This is a genomic window from Bradyrhizobium sp. Unk1 (assembly GCF_059512345.1).
In genome coordinates, this window is the sequence record NZ_JCAMOP010000030.1 from 33,429 (window position 1) to 47,228 (window position 13,800).

The 13,800-nt window shown below is 65.4% G+C and carries 12 protein-coding genes and 2 pseudogenes; 11 read left to right on the top strand and 3 right to left on the bottom strand.

Translation table 11 applies throughout. From position 1 onward, the window contains the following. Positions 1-38 precede the first annotated feature (38 nt). The gene (locus AC5ZFO_RS32005; protein ID WP_496122996.1) at positions 39-1,673 is read left to right on the top strand and encodes an alkaline phosphatase family protein; all 1,635 of its coding nucleotides are present in this window, start codon (positions 39-41) and stop codon (positions 1,671-1,673) included. 133 nt (positions 1,674-1,806) lie between these two features. Here the strand turns inward: AC5ZFO_RS32005 and AC5ZFO_RS32010 are convergent, their stop codons facing one another. Next, positions 1,807-2,772 carry a Bug family tripartite tricarboxylate transporter substrate binding protein gene (locus AC5ZFO_RS32010; protein WP_282524198.1) on the bottom strand — a complete coding sequence of 322 codons (966 nt, stop codon included), beginning with the start codon at positions 2,770-2,772 and terminating at the stop codon, positions 1,807-1,809. Positions 2,773-2,968: 196 nt separating this feature from the next. Here AC5ZFO_RS32010 and proB point away from each other — a divergent pair, with 196 nt between their 5' ends. The 10 genes and pseudogenes from proB to AC5ZFO_RS32060 form a co-directional block, all read left to right on the top strand. After that, the gene (gene proB, locus AC5ZFO_RS32015) at positions 2,969-4,090 is read left to right on the top strand and encodes a glutamate 5-kinase (RefSeq protein ID WP_028169669.1); all 1,122 of its coding nucleotides are present in this window, start codon (positions 2,969-2,971) and stop codon (positions 4,088-4,090) included. Positions 4,091-4,236: 146 nt separating this feature from the next. Further along, the gene (locus AC5ZFO_RS32020) at positions 4,237-5,532 is read left to right on the top strand and encodes a glutamate-5-semialdehyde dehydrogenase (protein ID WP_282524197.1); all 1,296 of its coding nucleotides are present in this window, start codon (positions 4,237-4,239) and stop codon (positions 5,530-5,532) included. Positions 5,533-5,555: 23 nt separating this feature from the next. Beyond that, positions 5,556-6,200 carry a nicotinate-nucleotide adenylyltransferase gene (locus tag AC5ZFO_RS32025; RefSeq protein WP_496122997.1) on the top strand — a complete coding sequence of 215 codons (645 nt, stop codon included), beginning with the start codon at positions 5,556-5,558 and terminating at the stop codon, positions 6,198-6,200. A gap of 208 nt (positions 6,201-6,408) precedes the next feature. Continuing rightward, positions 6,409-6,765: a ribosome silencing factor gene (rsfS, locus tag AC5ZFO_RS32030; RefSeq protein WP_282524195.1), complete on the top strand. Its 357-nt coding sequence runs from the start codon at positions 6,409-6,411 to the stop codon at positions 6,763-6,765. Between the two features lie 93 nt (positions 6,766-6,858). Continuing rightward, positions 6,859-7,341: a 23S rRNA (pseudouridine(1915)-N(3))-methyltransferase RlmH gene (gene rlmH, locus AC5ZFO_RS32035; RefSeq protein ID WP_014490595.1), complete on the top strand. Its 483-nt coding sequence runs from the start codon at positions 6,859-6,861 to the stop codon at positions 7,339-7,341. A 32-nt stretch (positions 7,342-7,373) separates the two neighbouring features. After that, positions 7,374-8,711, top strand: coding sequence for a murein hydrolase activator EnvC family protein (locus AC5ZFO_RS32040; protein WP_282524228.1), 1,338 nt, complete (start codon positions 7,374-7,376; stop codon positions 8,709-8,711). Further along, the gene (locus tag AC5ZFO_RS32045) at positions 8,708-10,063 is read left to right on the top strand and encodes a S41 family peptidase (protein WP_014490597.1); all 1,356 of its coding nucleotides are present in this window, start codon (positions 8,708-8,710) and stop codon (positions 10,061-10,063) included. Before AC5ZFO_RS32040 ends, AC5ZFO_RS32045 begins: the two co-directional genes overlap by 4 nt. Positions 10,064-10,207: 144 nt before the next feature. Further along, positions 10,208-11,431 carry a divergent polysaccharide deacetylase family protein gene (locus AC5ZFO_RS32050; RefSeq protein ID WP_282524194.1) on the top strand — a complete coding sequence of 408 codons (1,224 nt, stop codon included), beginning with the start codon at positions 10,208-10,210 and terminating at the stop codon, positions 11,429-11,431. A 72-nt stretch (positions 11,432-11,503) separates the two neighbouring features. Beyond that, on the top strand, positions 11,504-12,007 hold the full coding sequence (locus AC5ZFO_RS32055) for an RNA pyrophosphohydrolase (RefSeq protein WP_282524193.1): 504 nt from the start codon (positions 11,504-11,506) through the stop codon (positions 12,005-12,007). 64 nt (positions 12,008-12,071) lie between these two features. Next, positions 12,072-12,206 (top strand): annotated as a pseudogene (locus tag AC5ZFO_RS32060) (RNA pyrophosphohydrolase); the annotation flags it as partial. Here AC5ZFO_RS32060 and AC5ZFO_RS32065 read toward each other — a convergent pair. Continuing rightward, positions 12,200-13,162 (bottom strand): annotated as a pseudogene (locus AC5ZFO_RS32065) (adenylate/guanylate cyclase domain-containing protein); the annotation flags it as partial. The pseudogenes AC5ZFO_RS32060 and AC5ZFO_RS32065 sit on opposite strands and share 7 nt — an antisense overlap. 149 nt (positions 13,163-13,311) lie before the next feature. Beyond that, positions 13,312-13,719 (bottom strand): F0F1 ATP synthase subunit epsilon, encoded by a 408-nt coding sequence (locus tag AC5ZFO_RS32070; RefSeq protein ID WP_282524191.1) that lies wholly within the window; start codon positions 13,717-13,719, stop codon positions 13,312-13,314. Positions 13,720-13,800: the final 81 nt, after the last annotated feature.

Here is a 13,800-nt window from a genome sequence, read left to right on the forward strand (position 1 = left end):
CGCAGCATCAAAAGATCAAGAAACGGCAGGGGCGAAGCATGGCGCGCGCGAAGAACGTTCTCTGGATCATGTGCGACCAGCTTCGCTACGACTATCTCGGCTGCACCGGCCATCCCACGCTGAGAACGCCCAACATCGACGCCATGGCCAAGCGTGGCGTGCTGTTCAGCAAGGCGTATGTGCAATCGCCGATCTGCGGCCCGTCGCGGATGTCGTTCTACACCGGACGCTACATGCGCTCGCACGGCTCGCACTGGAACGGCTGGCCGCTGCGCGTCGGCGAGCCCACGCTCGGCGACCACCTCAAGAAGATCGGCGTGCGCAACGTGCTGGTCGGCAAGACCCACATGGCGCCCGACCTCGAGGGCATGAAGGCGCTCGGCATCCCGCCGGAATCGATGATCGGCGTGCACGTCGCCGAATGCGGGTTCGAGCCTTATGAGCGTGACGACGGCCTGCACCCGACGGGACGGCCGCGCCCGAAATACGATGAATATCTGCGCCAGCAAGGTTTTGAAGCGACCAATCCCTGGGAGCATTGGGCCAATTCGGGCGCAGCGGACGACGGCTCGCTGCAGAACGGCTGGCTCCTGGTGCATGCCGACAAGGCCGCGCGCGTGCCGGACGAGCATTCCGAGACGCCCTACATGACGCGGCGCGCGATGGACTTCATCAGCGAGGCCGAGACCGACGGCAGGCCGTGGTGCCTGCATCTGTCCTACATCAAGCCGCACTGGCCCTATATCGCGCCCGAGCCCTATGCCAGCATGTATTCGACCGATGACATGATCCCGGCGATCCGCTCCGCGCGCGAACGCCATAATCCGCATCCGGTGTTCGGCGCCTACATGGACATGCGCTACTCCCGCAACATGGCGCGCGACGAGGCCCGCGAGAAGGTGATCCCGACCTATATGGGCCTGATCACCCAGATCGACGACCAGATGGGCGTGCTGATGAAGTTTTTGGAGGAGCGCGGCCTGCTGGACACCACCATGATCGTGTTCACCTCCGATCACGGCGACTATCTCGGCGATCACTGGATGGGCGAGAAGGATCTGTTCCACGAGCAGTCGGCGAAAATTCCGCTGATCGTCATCGATCCGTCGAAGGAAGCTGACACCACGCGCGGCACGCGCAACGACGCGCTGGTGGAAGGCATCGATCTCGCGCCGACCTTCGTCGATTATTTCGGCGGCAAGGTGCCGGGCCACATTCTCGAAGGACGTTCGCTGCTGCCGCTGCTGCGCGGGCCGACACCGAGCGATTGGCGCAAGGTGGCGTTCTCCGAATACGACTACGCCATGCAGGACGTCCGGCTGAAGCTGCACCAGCCGATCGAGCGCTGCCGCTTGTTCATGGCGTTCGACGGCCGCTGGAAATACATCCACGCCTCCGGCTTCCGCCCGATGCTGTACGACCTCGAAACCGATCCGGAAGAGTTTTTGGATCGCGGCGACGATCCGGAGTGTGCCGGCATCATCGCACGGTTGCAGGCGGAGCTGTTCGACTGGGCGCTGCATCCCAACGACCACATCACGACGCCGCGCGAGAAGATCGCGAGCTATGCCGACAACCAGCTCCAGGTGAAGGGCGGGATCCTGATCGGTGTCTGGGACGAAGCCGAGCTTGCGGCGATTAAGGACGGCATCGCGCAGCGCGCGAAGCTCTAGAACCCTCATGGTGAGGAGGCGCGCAAGCGCCGTCTCGAACCATGAAGGCCCCGCTGCTACAGCCGGGCCTTTCATCCTTCGAGATGCCGCTCCGCGGCTCCTCAGGATGAGGGGATAGAGTAGCGCGCGGCGTTCAATTCTCGATCTTGTACCCCGTCGCCTTCACGATCGGCTGCCAGAACGCCGTGTTCGCGGCGAGCTCCTTGGTCAGCCCATCCGCGGTGCTGCCGACCGGAATCAGCCCGATCGCGGTGAGCTTCTCCTTCACCTCCGGCTTCGCAAGCGCAGCGCTTGCGGCGGCGCCGAGCTTGCTCGCGAACTCCGGCGGGCTGCCGGCGGGAAGCCACATGCCGTACCAGGCATCCGCAACGAGATCGATGCCGCTCTCCCTCAGCGTCGGGACCTCGGGCGCGAACGGCGAACGCTCGGCGCTCGCGACCGCGATGATCTTCACGCCCTTGGCGCGATGCTGCGGCAGCGCATCGGCCAATGTCACGATGCCGAACGACAGATGGCCGCCGATGAGATCGTTGAGGATAGGCGCGCTCCCGCGATAGGGCACGCGGGTCAAGGGAATGCCGAGATCCTTCTCCAGTTTGGAGCCGGCGAAATGCGGAATGGTGCCGTTGCTCGGCACGCCGAACGACGTCTTGTCCGGATGCGCCTTCAGCCACGCCACGAATGACTTGAAATCCGCGGCATCGATCCCCGGACCGATCACCAGCGCGAATTCGAACCGCGCCAACAGCGACACCGGCATAAAATCCTTGGCCGTGTCGAAGCTCGGAATCGTCTCCACCATCGGCAGTAGGTACATGGTCGGCCCGGTCGTCACCAGCACCATGCTGCCGTCGGCACTCGCGCCCTTCACGGCCTTGATACCGATCAGGCCGTCGCCGCCGGTACGGTTCTCGACCACGATGGTCCGCTGCAGCGCCGGCGCCATCTCCTGCGCGATCAGCCGGCACAGCGTGTCGCCGCCCGCGCCCGCGGCGAACGGGAAGATCATCTTTGTCAGCCCGGCCTGCGCTTGCGATCCGCCCGCCTGCGCCGACAGCGGCAACCCCAGACACCCGGCGATGAAGTTGCGACGATCCATCGGTTTCCTCTTTGAGCCCGTTATAGTTGGCAACAGTTAGAGCCAGGCGAGCGTCCCGGACAAGCACCGTTTACCATGCCCGCCGCCTTGCGCCGGCCATCGTCCTGCTGCAAAAGCAGGCCTTAACCGGCGCCGCTTATTTGCTCCGCCGTTCCCGAGCCCGAGCAATTCGTCACACGCGCCAACACATACTCACATGGCCAGCCCCGAACTCAGTCAATTCCGCCGCATCGTCGTCAAGGTCGGCTCCGCCCTGCTGGTCGATTCCGACAAGGGCGAGGTGCGCGCCTCCTGGCTCGCCGCGCTCGCCGACGACATGGCCAAGCTGCATCGCGAAGGACGCGATGTGCTCGTGGTGTCCTCGGGCTCGATCGCACTCGGCCGCAGCCGCCTCAAGCTGCCGCGCGGCCCGCTGAAGCTGGAGGAGAGCCAGGCCGCCGCCGCCGTCGGCCAGATCGCACTGGCGCGGATCTGGTCGGAGGTGCTCGGCGCCCACGGCATCGGTGCGGGGCAGATCCTGGTGACGCTCCAGGACACCGAGGAGCGCCGCCGCTATCTCAATGCGCGCTCCACCATCGGCAAGCTGCTGGAATGGCGCGCGATCCCCGTCATCAACGAGAACGACACGGTCGCCACCAACGAGATCCGCTACGGCGACAATGACCGCCTCGCCGCGCGCGTCGCCACCATGGCGAGCGCCGATTTGCTGGTGCTGCTGTCCGACATCGACGGGCTCTACGACGCCCCGCCGAAGAACAATCCGAACGCAAAACTCATTCCCGTGGTCGACAGCATTTCCTCGGAGATCGAGGCCGTGGCAGGCGACGCCGAGTCCGAGCTGTCGCGCGGCGGCATGCGCACCAAGGTCGAGGCCGCGAAGATCGCCACGACGGGCGGCACCCATATGCTGATCGCCTCCGGCAAGATCGAGCATCCCCTGCAGGCGATCGCGGACGGCGGCCGCTGCACCTGGTTCCTGACGCCGGCCAACCCCATCACCTCGCGCAAGCGCTGGATTGCGGGCACGCTGGAGCCGAAGGGCACCCTGACCATCGATGCCGGCGCCGTGACGGCGCTGCGTGCCGGCGCCAGCCTGCTGCCGGCAGGCGTGATCAAGGTGGAAGGCCAGTTCGCCCGCGGCGATGCCGTGGTTGTGCGTGGTCCTGATACCAGCGAGGTCGGCCGCGGCTTGATCGCCTACGATGCCGAGGTCGCCGAGCGGATCAAGGGCCGCTCCTCCCCGGACGTGATGGCCATCTTGGGCATCAGCGGGAGGTCCGAGATGATCCACCGCGACGATCTGGTGGTGGGCGGGTAAGGGCCGCGCCGGCCCTTTTCGCTGAATTTGCTGGGCCAATGACCCAACCGGCGCCTCGCCGGAGAGACCAGCCATACCCTCCCGACCCTTCGCAGACGCGGGATTTCCATGCTAGGACATCGCCTTAGCAGAAGGTTGAACTCCCCATGGCCGCCCCCCTCAAAGCCGTCGACGGCAACGCCGATCTCCAGGCGCTGATGTCCGATCTCGCCGCCCGTGCCCGCGCTGCCGCGCGCGTGCTGGCGCAGGCGCCGCCGGAGCAGAAGAACCGGGCGCTCGAAGCCATGGAGCGGGCGATCCGCGCGAACTCTGCCGCGATCCTTGCCGCCAATGCCGAGGACGTCGCGGAGGCCCGCGCCTCCGGCAATGCCACCTCCTCCTTCATCGACCGCCTGACCCTGACGCCGGCGCGCGTCGAAGCCATGGCCGAGGGCATCGGCATCGTGCGCGGCATCGCCGATCCGGTTGGCATCGTCACCGAGAGCTGGCAGCGGCCGAACGGCATGACCATCGAGCGCGTGCGCGTGCCGCTCGGTGTCGTCGGCGTGATCTTCGAGAGCCGGCCGAACGTTGCGGCGGATGCCGGCGTGCTGTGCCTGAAATCCGGCAATGCCGTGATCCTGCGCGGCGGCTCCGACAGTTTTCGTTCGTGCCGCGCGATCCATGAATGTCTGGTGCAGGGCCTGCGTGAAGCCGGGCTCCCCGAAGCGGCGATCACGCTGGTGCCGACGCGCGACCGCGCGGCGGTCGGCATGATGCTGTCAGGGTTGAACGGCGCCATCGACGTGATCGTGCCGCGCGGAGGCAAGAGCCTCGTCGCGCGCGTCGAGCAGGAAGCCCGCGTGCCCGTGTTCGCACATCTCGAAGGCGTCAACCACGTCTATATCGATGCCAGCGCCGACCTCGCCATGGCGAAGTCGATCGTACTCAACGCCAAGATGCGCCGCACCGGCGTCTGCGGCGCGGCCGAGACGCTGCTAGTCGATCGCGCCGCCGCCGCCAAGAACCTGAAGCCGCTGGTCGAGATGCTGATCGAGGCCGGCTGCGAAGTGCGCGGCGACGACGCCGTGCAGAAGACCGATGCGCGCGTCAAGCCTGCCAACGAGGATGATTGGGACACCGAATATCTCGACGCGATCATCGCGGCGAAGGTGGTGGACGGTATCGACGGCGCGATCGCGCATATCCAGAACCACGGCTCGCATCACACCGACGCGATCGTGAGCGCGGATGAGGCGAACGCGAAGAAATTCCTGAGCGAGGTCGATTCCGCGATCGTGCTGCACAATGCCTCGACACAGTTCGCCGATGGCGGCGAGTTCGGTTTCGGCGCCGAGATCGGCATCGCCACCGGCCGATTCCACGCCCGTGGTCCTGTTGGCGCCGAGCAGCTCACGAGCTTCAAATATCGCGTCCACGGCACAGGTCAGACGCGGCCGTAAGTCATGTCGCGAGGCGTGGGGCATTGAGTAACAATTTCGTCGCGCCACGTTTCTTCGCGCAGGCCATTCCGCCCTACACCGAAGGCATGCGCATCGGCCTGCTCGGCGGCTCGTTCAATCCGCCGCACGAGGCGCATCGCGCCATCAGCCAGTTCGCACTGAAACGCCTCCAACTCGACCGCGTGTGGTGGCTTGTGACGCCGGGCAATCCGCTGAAGGAGAACGGCACGCTGCATGAGCTCGGCGCGCGCATGCAGGCCGCGCGCGACGTTGCCGACGATCCCAGGATCGAGGTGAGCTGTCTCGAATCCGTCATTCGTACGCGCTACACTATAGACACGATCAACACCCTGCGCCGCCGTCTCAGTAGCTTGCGCTTTGTCTGGATCATGGGCGCCGACAATCTCGCTCAATTCCATCGTTGGCAGCACTGGCGGCGCATCGCCGACCAGGTGCCGATTGCGGTCATCGATCGCCCGCCGCAGAGTTTTCGCGCCCTCGCCTCGCCCGCTGCCCAGGCCCTCGCACGTTACCGCGTGCCCGAGACGGACGCGGCATTGCTTCCGGATCGCCCGGCGCCGGCCTGGGTCTTTCTGACGGGATTGAAACTGAACCTGTCCTCGACCGGCTTGCGGAACCCGGACGGGAGCTGGAAAGGTCCGAAGTGAGACGGAGTGTGTGAACGTTGTGGGGATTTCGGGCTGTCTGGCATATTGAAACCCTTAACCCCACATGATGTAGTGTAACCAGTGAGCGTCGGATTCGGCGTTCGCGATACAGTGAAAGGAATGGTCCCTGACCACATCTGTATTGTCCAAGTCTGTTTTACCCAAGGTAGCGAAACCGGCGCGTAAAACATCGACCAAAGCTGCGGCCTTGAAGGCGCAACCCGACGCCGACAAGACGCTGAGCCTGATCCTCTCCCGCCTCGACGACATGAAGGCGGAAGAGACGGTCACCATCGACCTTCGCGGCAAATCGGCGTACTCCGACTACATGATCGTCACCACCGGCCGGGTGAACCGGCACGTCGGCGCGATCGCGGACAACGTCGCCAAGGGCCTCAAGGAAAACGGCATCAAGAACATCCACGTCGAGGGCTTGCCCAATTGCGACTGGGTGCTGATCGATTCCGGCGATGTGATCGTGCACGTGTTCAGACCCGAGGTCCGCGAGTTCTACAATCTCGAGAGATTGTACACGCAGGGCCCAGGGGCGGCGAAGGCGATCTAGGCTCATCGAGCCGATTTCGAATCGGCTGACGCGCATGCTAGCGTCGTGCGCGCGCATATTGCGCGCGGTCTCGAAACACGACCTGAAGATATCATGCGCGTTGCTGTCATTGCGGTGGGCCGGCTGAAGCAGGGCCCCGAACGGGAACTTGCCGACCGCTATTTCGAGCGGTTCGACGAAGCCGGCCGCAAGCTCGGATTCCGCGAGCTCACCATCCACGAAATCCCCGAAAGCCGCGCGCGCGACACCGCGACCAGGATGGCCGAAGAGGCCGCGGCGATCGGTGCGCACATCCCGGAAAAATCGATCCTGGTGGCGCTGGACGAGCGCGGCCAGAATCTCGACTCCACCGTATTCGCACGGCACCTCGGGCGCTGGCGCGACGAGGGTGCCGGACATACTATCTTCGTGATCGGAGGGGCGGACGGACTTTCGCCCGAATTGCGCCGTAAGGCCAAGCTCGCGATCGCGTTCGGCTCTGCGACCTGGCCGCACCAAATGGTCCGCGTCATGCTTCTGGAACAGCTTTATCGGGCCGCCACCATTCTGGCCGGCCACCCCTATCACCGCGCGTGATGCGCGCACAACGAGCACCTTTGCGTAAAGCGATGCGAGCGCCGATCCTCAACCTGCTGCTGATCGCCGGCGTTACGGGCGCAAGCCTCGCGCAAGGTCAGACGCAAGGTCAGACAATTGCGCCCGCGCCACAGACGGCGGCCGTCTCGCCCGATGCGATCAAGCAGCGCGAGCAGGAGCTCGAGGCCGCCCGCGCGAGGCAGAAGAGCGCCGAGGAAGCGCAGGCCAAGCTCAAGGCCGAGATCACCTCGCTCGGCCAGGACCGTACCCAGCTCAATCAGCAGCTGATCGATACCGCAGCCAATGTGCGGACCGTCGAGACCAAGATCGACGAAGCCGAAGCGCGACTGCGCTCGCTCAACGGTCGCGAGCAACAGATGCGCACCTCGCTGGAGTCGCGCCGCGCCGACATCGTCGAGGTGCTGGCAGCCTTGCAGCGCGCCGGCCGGCGCACGCCGCCGGCGCTCTTGGTGCGGCCCGAGGATGCGCTGCAATCACTGCGCACCGCCATGCTGCTCGGCGCCGTGGTGCCGGAATTGCGCGGCCGCGCCGAGAAGCTCGCGGGCGACCTCGGCGAGCTCGTGGCCTTGCGCAGGAACATCGCCGCCGAACGCGACCAGCTTGCCACCGACCGCGACAAGGTCCGCAACGACCAGACCCGGCTCACCGCCCTGGTCGACGAGCGGCAGCGCCAGCAGGCGTCGCGCGAGAAAGACCTCGACGCCGAGAACTCGCGCGCCATCGCGCTCTCCAGGCAGGTCGGCGATCTCCAGGGGCTGATCACCAAGATGGAGCAGGATCTGCAGAGCGCCGCCAAGGCCGCCGAGAAGGCGGCTGAGGCCGCCAAACAGGCCGAGGCCAAGGCGGCCGCCAGCGCCAAGCCCGGTCCGGGCACTTTCAAGGACCGGTCCCGGACCACCCCGGCGATCGCCTTCGCGTCGGCCAAGGGGCTCCTGCCGCTGCCGGTTAACGGTAACAAGATCAGGGATTTTGGCGGTTCCGACGGGGTCGGCGGTGTCCAGAAGGGCATTTCGCTGGCAAGTCGGCCCGGCTCCCAGGTCACGACGCCGTGTGATGGCTGGGTTGTCTATTCCGGCCCGTTCCGCAGCTATGGACAACTCTTGATCCTCAACGCCGGGGGCGGGTATCATGTCCTGATCGCCGGGATGGAGCACATTTCGGTTAACATCGGTCAGTTTGTGCTCACGGGGGAGCCGGTCGCGACCATGGGGTCGACCTCTCAAGTCGCCTCCATTCTCGCCACGAACGCGAGTCAACCTGTGCTCTATGTCGAGTTCCGTAAGGACGGCACTCCAATCGATCCAGGCCCATGGTGGGCCGCAAATGAAGGCGAGAAGGTTCGCGGATGATGCGCAAGACTTCAGTTATCCTCCTCAGCGCGGCCACCGGTGCTGCGCTGACGCTGTTCGTGACCCAGCCGCGCGCGGTCTTCATGGGCTCCAGCGCGCGAGCCGCAACTGCAGACACCTATCGCCAGCTCAATCTGTTCGGCGATGTGTTCGAGCGCGTGCGCTCGGACTATGTCGAGAAGCCCGATGACACCAAGCTGATCGAATCCGCGATCAGCGGCATGCTCACCGGCCTCGATCCGCATTCGAGCTACATGGACGCGAAGAGCTTCCGCGACATGCAGGTGCAGACCCGCGGTGAGTTCGGCGGCCTCGGCATCGAGGTCACGATGGAGGACGGCCTGATCAAGGTGGTCTCGCCGATCGACGACACCCCCGCTTCGCGCGCCGGCGTCATGGCCAACGACATCATCACCAATCTCGACGACGAAGCCGTGCAGGGCCTGACCCTGAACCAGGCGGTCGAGAAGATGCGCGGTCCGGTCAACACCAAGATCAAGCTCAAGATCATCCGCAAGGGCCAGGACAATCCGATCGACGTCACCCTGGTGCGTGACAACATTCGCGTCCGCTCGGTGCGCGCGCGCATCGAGGCCGACGACATCGCCTATATCCGCATCACCACCTTCAACGAGCAGACCACCGAAGGCCTGAAGCGCGAGGTTGCCAACCTCTCGAATCAGATCGGCGACAAGTTGAAGGGCTACATCATCGACCTCCGCAACAACCCGGGCGGCCTGCTCGAGGAAGCGGTGACGGTCTCCGACTCGTTCCTGGAGAAGGGCGAGATCGTCTCGACCCGCGGCCGCAATGCCGAGGAGACCCAGCGCCGCACCGCGCATGCGGGCGACCTGACCAAGGGCAAGCCTGTCATCGTGCTGGTCAATGGCGGTTCGGCCTCGGCGTCGGAAATCGTCGCCGGCGCGCTGCAGGACCACAAGCGCGCGACCATCGTCGGCACGCGCTCGTTCGGCAAGGGCTCGGTGCAGACCATCATTCCGCTCGGCTCGGGCAACGGCGCACTGCGTCTGACCACGGCGCGCTACTACACGCCGTCGGGCAAGTCGATCCAGGCCAAGGGCATCGTGCCCGACATCGAAGTGCTCCAGGACGTGCCGGACGAGCTGAAGTCGCGCACCGACACCAAGGGCGAGGCTTCGCTGCGCGGCCATCTCAAGAACGACGGCGACGAGAAGACCGGCTCGCAGTCCTACGTCCCGCCGGACGCCAAGGACGACAAGGCGCTCAAGCTCGCGGACGACCTGCTCCACGGGATCAAGAACAGCGCCTCCGCGGCGCCGACGCCGGGCGACAACAAGGCCACGACCGACAAGCCCAAAGCGGCGAACTAAGTCGGCGCGTCACCTCATCTCTCGAAAAGGGCGGCTCCGGGAGCCGCCCTTTTTGCTTGGGGCTCCTGCTACCCCGGCCTATCCCGGCCTGCCGCCGCTTGACCTCGGCGTGGTATCGTCGGCGGGAGTGATTCGGGATCTCGCATGACTGAAACGGCCGATGATCTGAGCGCCCCGCTCGGACAGGACAAGCCGCGCCGGAAACGGCGGCTGCGGCTGCCGTTCACAGCCATGCAGGCCGTCGCTGTCATGCTCGGCCTGTTCTTGGTCGCCTTCGCCGGCTTCGCCATCTTCAACAAGGATCCGCTCGGCGGTGAGCCGATGACGCGGATTGCGATCCGTGAACCCAGGGCCACCGACGAGAAGCCGGCCGCCGCGGGCCATGGCCAGGACAGCAAGCAAGAGAGCAAGCACGAGGCCAAGGAAGCGCCGAAGCAGGCGGGCGAGCAGAAGACCGTCACCATGATCGACGGTTCCACCGGCACGCGCCACGACGTGGTGATCGGCGGCGGCGATGCCGCCGACAAGGGCGACGCGGCGGCCGCCTCCGCGCCACCGCCCGTGATGGCCGGGATCGACCCAAAGCTGCTGGAAAAATCGCGCTACGGCATGATCCCCGTGACGGTCGAGGGCGCGAAGCCGTTCAACGTCTACGCGGCGGATGCCGACCGCGCCAAGGCGGCAAAAATGCCCGTGGTCGCGATCCTGATCGGCGGCCTCGGCGTCGGCGCGGCCAAGACCACCGACGCGATCATGCGGCTGCCGCCGGCGGTGACGCTGGCCTTCACGCCCTATGGCGCCGACCCCGGCAAGCTCGCCGAGCGGGCCCGCGCCCAGCGCCACGAGATCTTCCTCCAGATCCCGATGGAGCCCTACGATTTCCCGGACAACGACCCGGGCCCGCAGACGCTGCTGACTTCGCTCACCGCCGACCAGAACATGGACCGCCTGTACTGGCACCTGAGCCGGATGCAAGGCTATGCCGGCCTCACCAATTTCATGGGCGCCCGCTTCGTGGCGACCGACGCCGCGATGCAGCCGATCATCCGCGAGGCGGCCAAGCGCGGCCTCGGCTTCTTCGACGACGGCTCCTCGCCGCGCAGCATCGCGCCCCAGGCCGCGGCCAGCCAGGCGATGCCGTTCGGCAAGGGCGACATCGCGATCGACGTGGTGCCGACCCCGGCGGAGATCGACCGCGCCCTGAACAAGCTCGAATCGACGGCGCGCGAGCGCGGCGTCGCAATCGGCACCGCGTCCGCCCTGCCGGTCTCGATCGAGCGCATCGGCAGCTGGACCAAGACATTGAGCGACCGTGGTATCCTTTTGGTGCCATTGACAACCGCGATGCTGAAATCAAGATCCAGCTAAATCAACGGATTGGTACGGCACTGGCCCTCGAGGCCGGCATACCCACCAAAAGCACGCGAGAGGTCTGGCGGAATGGCGCGTTACGAGGATCTGCCCTACCGTACTTGCGTCGGTGTAATGCTGATCAACACGAAGGGTCTGGTGTTCATCGGCCGACGCGCCGGCGGCATCGAGCATGTCGACGACGCCCATGTCTGGCAGATGCCGCAGGGCGGCGTCGATCCCGGTGAGGACACCTGGGAGGCCGCCAAGCGCGAGCTCTATGAGGAGACCAGCGTGCGCTCGGTCGAGCGGCTCGGCGAGGTCCCGGACTGGCTCGTCTACGACATTCCGCGCACGGTTGCAGGGCGCGCCTGGAAGGGCCGCTATCGCGGCCAGCGCCAGAAATGGTTCGCGGTCCGGTTCACCGGCAAGGACAGCGAGATCAATGTCGAGAAACCCGGCGGCGGCCACAAGGCCGAGTTCGTGAGCTGGCGCTGGGAGCCGATGAAGAACCTGACCGGGCTGATCATCCCGTTCAAGCGCCCGGTCTATGAGCGCGTGGTGAAGGAATTTTCCACGCTGGCGGAGGAATAAATCAAATCGTCATCCCGGGTTCGGTGCTAATGCATCGCCGGAAATGACGATGAAAGACGCGCGCGTGACCAACCAGAAGCCCTACCGTCCCAACGTGGGGATCGCCCTCTTCAATGCCGATGGCCGCGTGCTGATCGGCCACCGCTTCAAGGGCGATGGCCCCGAGATCATCCTGCCGGGCCTCGACTGGCAGATGCCGAGCGCGAAGGCCTTGTAGTCGCCGGAGGCGGAATAGTCGCCGGCCAGATAGCTGCGGATGCGCTCGTTGATGAAGGGCACGCTATCGGCGGCAAGCTTGCCCGATAGCGGCGCGGCGGATGGTGAGGGCGCGGGCATCGGTGCCATCGCGGCGGCGGCTGGGCTCATCGGAGCCATCGGCGCTTTTGCCATCTGGGTCGGCATCGGGCTCGGCGCCACGGCATTTGCCGCTGGCGCAGCACTTGGTATTGCAGCACTTGGCGTCGCAGCCGGCGCGACTGCGGCGGTGACCGTCTGCTTGAGCTTGGTGTTGTAGAGGAAGCCGGTGACAAGGATGGCGACGACCGAGACGACGGCGACCACCAGCGGCCACATCCAGACCGGTGCCGCGGCCAGCCTGGAGGCGGGCTTCTTCACTTTCGGCGTTGCGTAAGTGCCGTCCTCGCGCCGCATCGCCACCATGTAGGCGTGCACCGGCGTCGGGATGTTCTTGACCTCCTGCGCGCCGATGTCGGCGAACTGCACCGACAGCTTGTTGGCGACCTGCTCGTGCACGGCGCGGGAAACGCAGATGCCGCCGACCTCGGCGAGGCCTTCGAGCCGGGCGGCGATATTGACGCCGTCACCGAGCAGATCGCCGTTGCGCTCGACTACGTCACCGATGGTGATGCCGATACGGAACGACATCTGCCGGCTCGGCGGATAGGCCATGTTGCGGGTTCGCAGGGATTCCTGGATGTCGATCGCGCAGCGCACCGCATCGACCGCGCTCGGAAATTCCGCGAGCACGGCGTCGCCCGCCGTATTGAAGATGCGTCCGTTGGCCTTCGCGATGAAGTCGTCGATGACCTCGCGATAGGAGGCGAGACGCCGCAGCGTCTCCTCTTCGTCTTCCGCGACCAGTCTTGAATAACCGGCAATATCGGCTGCGAAAATCGCTGCGATCTTGCGTTTCATCTGCTGCCAGCCCCGAAACAAATTCGCGGGCGCAGAATGCCGCTATCGGCGGCGCGGTGCAACAAAGTTTCAGCGCCCGCCACTTCCGTGACGAGCGCTGAACCTGTTCAGGAATTTGTAGCTTGAGCCCCGGAGCGGTGCCCCGGGGCTTAGTGCATCGCCGTCGTATTGAGCTCGTGCTGGATGCTCTTGTAGTTGTCGAGCCGCGTGATCGCGAGGTCGAGTTCGTGACCTTCCTTCTCGGACAACTTTTCCTCCATCTCAGCGACGGTATCAGCAAACTGGGTCCGATCGATCTCCTCGATCGAGGTGGCGACGTCTGCAAGAACCGTCAGGCGATTGTCAGAGACTTCCGCCAGTCCACCGAGCACGATGACCTTCTGCTTCTGGCCGCCCGCAATGATGGTGAGAATACCCGGCCGCACCGCGGCGACGACGGGCGCATGCCCGGCGAGCACACCGAAATCACCTTCCCAGCCAGGAATGTCGACCTGATCGACCTCGCCGGAGAACGCGAGCTTTTCGGGAGAGACGAGATCGAAGTGGAAGGTGGCCATGGAGAACCTGCGAATGGTGAGTGGCGAATGGCGAGGAGCGAGGACTGGGAGCAGCTATTCGCCACTCCCTATTCGCTAATC

Bases quoted from the DNA above. Each gene is read 5' to 3' on its own strand.
- AC5ZFO_RS32050 (WP_282524194.1), top strand. From the start codon at position 10,208: ATGACTGAAACGGCCGATGATCTGAGCGCCCCGCTCGGACAGGACAAG.
- AC5ZFO_RS32070 (WP_282524191.1), bottom strand. From the start codon at position 13,719: ATGGCCACCTTCCACTTCGATCTCGTCTCTCCCGAAAAGCTCGCGTTC.
- rlmH (WP_014490595.1), top strand. From the start codon at position 6,859: ATGCGCGTTGCTGTCATTGCGGTGGGCCGGCTGAAGCAGGGCCCCGAA.
- AC5ZFO_RS32040 (WP_282524228.1), top strand. From the start codon at position 7,374: ATGCGAGCGCCGATCCTCAACCTGCTGCTGATCGCCGGCGTTACGGGC.
- proB (WP_028169669.1), top strand. From the start codon at position 2,969: ATGGCCAGCCCCGAACTCAGTCAATTCCGCCGCATCGTCGTCAAGGTC.
- AC5ZFO_RS32020 (WP_282524197.1), top strand. From the start codon at position 4,237: ATGGCCGCCCCCCTCAAAGCCGTCGACGGCAACGCCGATCTCCAGGCG.
- AC5ZFO_RS32010 (WP_282524198.1), bottom strand. From the start codon at position 2,772: ATGGATCGTCGCAACTTCATCGCCGGGTGTCTGGGGTTGCCGCTGTCG.
- AC5ZFO_RS32045 (WP_014490597.1), top strand. From the start codon at position 8,708: ATGATGCGCAAGACTTCAGTTATCCTCCTCAGCGCGGCCACCGGTGCT.
- AC5ZFO_RS32005 (WP_496122996.1), top strand. From the start codon at position 39: ATGGCGCGCGCGAAGAACGTTCTCTGGATCATGTGCGACCAGCTTCGC.
- AC5ZFO_RS32055 (WP_282524193.1), top strand. From the start codon at position 11,504: ATGGCGCGTTACGAGGATCTGCCCTACCGTACTTGCGTCGGTGTAATG.